The following is a 2,898-nucleotide window of genomic DNA, read 5'->3' as shown; positions in this document are numbered from 1 at the left end:
TATGAAACAATATGTAGTAGATGCATTTAGTGAAAAAGTATTTGGTGGAAATCCAGCAGCAATATGTGTAATGGACTCTTGGCTTCCAGAAGAAACAATGATGAGTATTACTATAGAAAACAACCTTTCAGAAACAGCATTCACTGTAAAAGAAGGCGATAAATATAAATTACGCTGGTTTACACCAGGTGGAGAAATAGACTTATGTGGTCATGCGACATTGGCTAGTGCTTATGTAATTATGAACTATGTAGAAGCTGATTTACAAACAGTTACATTCTCTACAATGAGCGGCGACTTAATAGTAAACAAAAAAGGTGACTTATACGAAATGGACTTCCCAGCATATGATTTAAAACCAGTTGAAATAACTGATGCAATGGTCAATGCAATAGGAGCTAAACCAACAGAAGCATATATGGGAAGAGACTTACTTTGTATATTCGACGACGAAAAAACTGTCAGAGAATTAAATCCTGATATGGATAAACTAAAAACAATAGATGGATTATTACTACAAGTAACTGCAGCAGGAAAAGATGTGGATTGCGTATCACGTAGTTTCGCACCAAAATTAAACGTTATAGAAGACCCAGTATGTGGCTCTGGTCACTGCCATATAGCTCCATATTGGATAAATAAATTGGATAAGGAAAGTATAGTTGCCTACCAAGCTTCTAGAAGAGGCGGAACACTTTACTGCACTATGGACGGCGATAGAGTGAAGCTTAGTGGTAAGGCTGCATTATATTCTGTAGCGGATATTAATATTGGATAATAGCAAAAGAAAACATATTATATGTTAGAGATTGATATTAATTGCTCCCGTAGAAAGCGGGAGTTTTTTATACTTAATGATAAAGGAGAAATAATTTGAATAAGCATTTTATTACAGAAATTTATATAGAAAAAATAAGGCATTTGAAAAATATAAAAATAGACTTAAGTGACAAAGAAACAAAGCATTTAATTTTAACTGGAATAAATGGATCAGGTAAAACTGCATTAATAGAAACTATAAAAAAATATTTAGAATTTATAATTGAAGATATAAATAAAAATGGTTCATATGAAATAGATATTAAATTTAATCTAAACGATAAAAATTTATTACGTTCTTTATATAAACAAGGTAAATTTATCTTAGGGTATTACAATTCAAGTAGATCTATAGATTTTGAAACACCAACAGGAGTTCAAAGAGTAAAATTAAAAAATACATATACTTTTGATGAAAATCCAAGCAAATTATTTCTTAAATATTTAGTTGATTTAAAAGCACAACAGTCATTTGCGAGAAATGAAGAAGATATGGAAGTAGTAGAGAATATAGATAATTGGTTTGATAAACTTGAAAATGCTATGAGAACTATATTAAATGATGATAGTATAAAATTGAAATTTGATTATAGAAATTATACTTTTAAAATACTTCAAGATAATAGAGAGCCATATGGATTTGATGAATTATCAGATGGATATTCTTCAGTTTTAAGTATATTATGTGATTTAATTTTAAGAATAAATAAAAATAGATCTATTATATGTAGAGATTATGAATTTGATACAGAGGGTATTGTATTAATAGATAACATAGAAGCTAACTTATATGTTGAGCTACAAAATAAGATATTACCATTTTTTGTTAGCTTTTTTCCAAATATACAGTTTATAGTAACAACTCACTCGCCATTTGTATTGAATTCAATTGATAATGCAATAATATATGATTTAGGAAAAAATGATTAAAGTAAAAAAGAGAGTGTAAGATAAAGTGTATAAGAGAAAATTTATTTCTACTTATACACTTTTAGTGTATTATCGTTTAATCCTAATACCAATATAACCAATTTGATTTTTACCAGTAATCTTATCCTTAAACTTCTTATAAATCATAATCTTACTCTGAGTATCGAAAATTCGTTTATAAGATCCCTCATAATTTATAGTTTTTTTACCTGTTTTTAACTTGCTCTCGATGATTATATTATTTTTATAAATTTTTTCTATTCTTTTCTTAAAAGAGGATTGTACATTAAAATATTCAATATCCCTTTCATGGCAGTAACTCACATACTCGTGGTATAAATCCTCTAAATGAACTCTATAGTCGACTGACTTTCTTTGAAATTCCTTTATTATAGAAGCTGGATTTTTTTTGCTTAAATTATCTCTTATATCATCATAATTAAAGTATTCTACCTTTTTATCGAAAAATTGAGTAAGTCCATAGTCTAGCATATTGTAGTCGGTATCTTTTTCTTCTTTTTGTTTCTTTCTTAAAATATAATTTTCGTATTTGGCATCTATATCGTACTTAAATTCTATGGCATCTTCTAGCTCTATAAAGTTAAAGTCGTTGTTTTTTAAAAGGTTATATACCTTTAAATTTAAGAAAAAGCTAATAATATAATCCTTTTCTGATATTAGCTTTTGAGATAAATTAATTATTTTCTCTGCCGGTCTTCCATCGATAATTAAAAAATTTATTTTAGATAAATAATCTTCTGGATCGTATTCGTTAGACACCTTAAAAAAGCTATTGCTGGCATATACTTGATGCAATTGCATATAGTCCCCTGTATAAACTACACCATTTACTATAGCTTGGTCGGAATTTATCCAAACTGTTTTTTTAAATTCTGAAATAGGTATAACTCTTTGCGATGAAACCTCGTGTACAGCGTTAAATCTAGCTTTTAGTAGATTCGCTTTTGATACATCTGAGCCAAATTTAGTAGGAGGTATATGCTTTACAGCTTCTTCAGGAAAATAGCTTGAAAATAAATCAATTAAGCAGCTTTTACCGACATCGTGTTCTCCTACCATAAATAATATTTGCTTTGCTTTTCTTTTGCGCGTTTTAGTGAGGATAGAGTAAACTAGATGTTGTCCTAA

Annotated in this window: 3 protein-coding genes; 2 read left to right on the top strand and 1 reads right to left on the bottom strand. The window is 28.6% G+C overall.

The genetic code is table 11. The features are described 5' to 3' along the window. The coding region (locus tag MR593_RS11280) for a PhzF family phenazine biosynthesis protein (protein WP_290692922.1) at positions 1-778 on the top strand (778 nt) is incomplete at its 5' end. A gap of 95 nt (positions 779-873) precedes the next feature. Further along, entirely contained in the window at positions 874-1,749 is an 876-nt protein-coding gene (locus MR593_RS11275) for an AAA family ATPase (RefSeq protein ID WP_290692920.1), read from the top strand. Positions 1,750-1,818: 69 nt separating this feature from the next. Here MR593_RS11275 and MR593_RS11270 read toward each other — a convergent pair. After that, a partial coding sequence (locus MR593_RS11270) for a hypothetical protein (RefSeq protein ID WP_290692918.1) occupies positions 1,819-2,898 on the bottom strand: 1,080 nt, incomplete at its 5' end.

Source organism: Intestinibacter sp., assembly GCF_022780145.1.
Taxonomy (GTDB): Bacteria; Bacillota; Clostridia; order Peptostreptococcales; family Peptostreptococcaceae; genus Intestinibacter.
The sequence above is the reverse complement of the archived record's forward strand: the minus strand, read 5'-3'. Positions and strand labels throughout refer to the sequence as shown.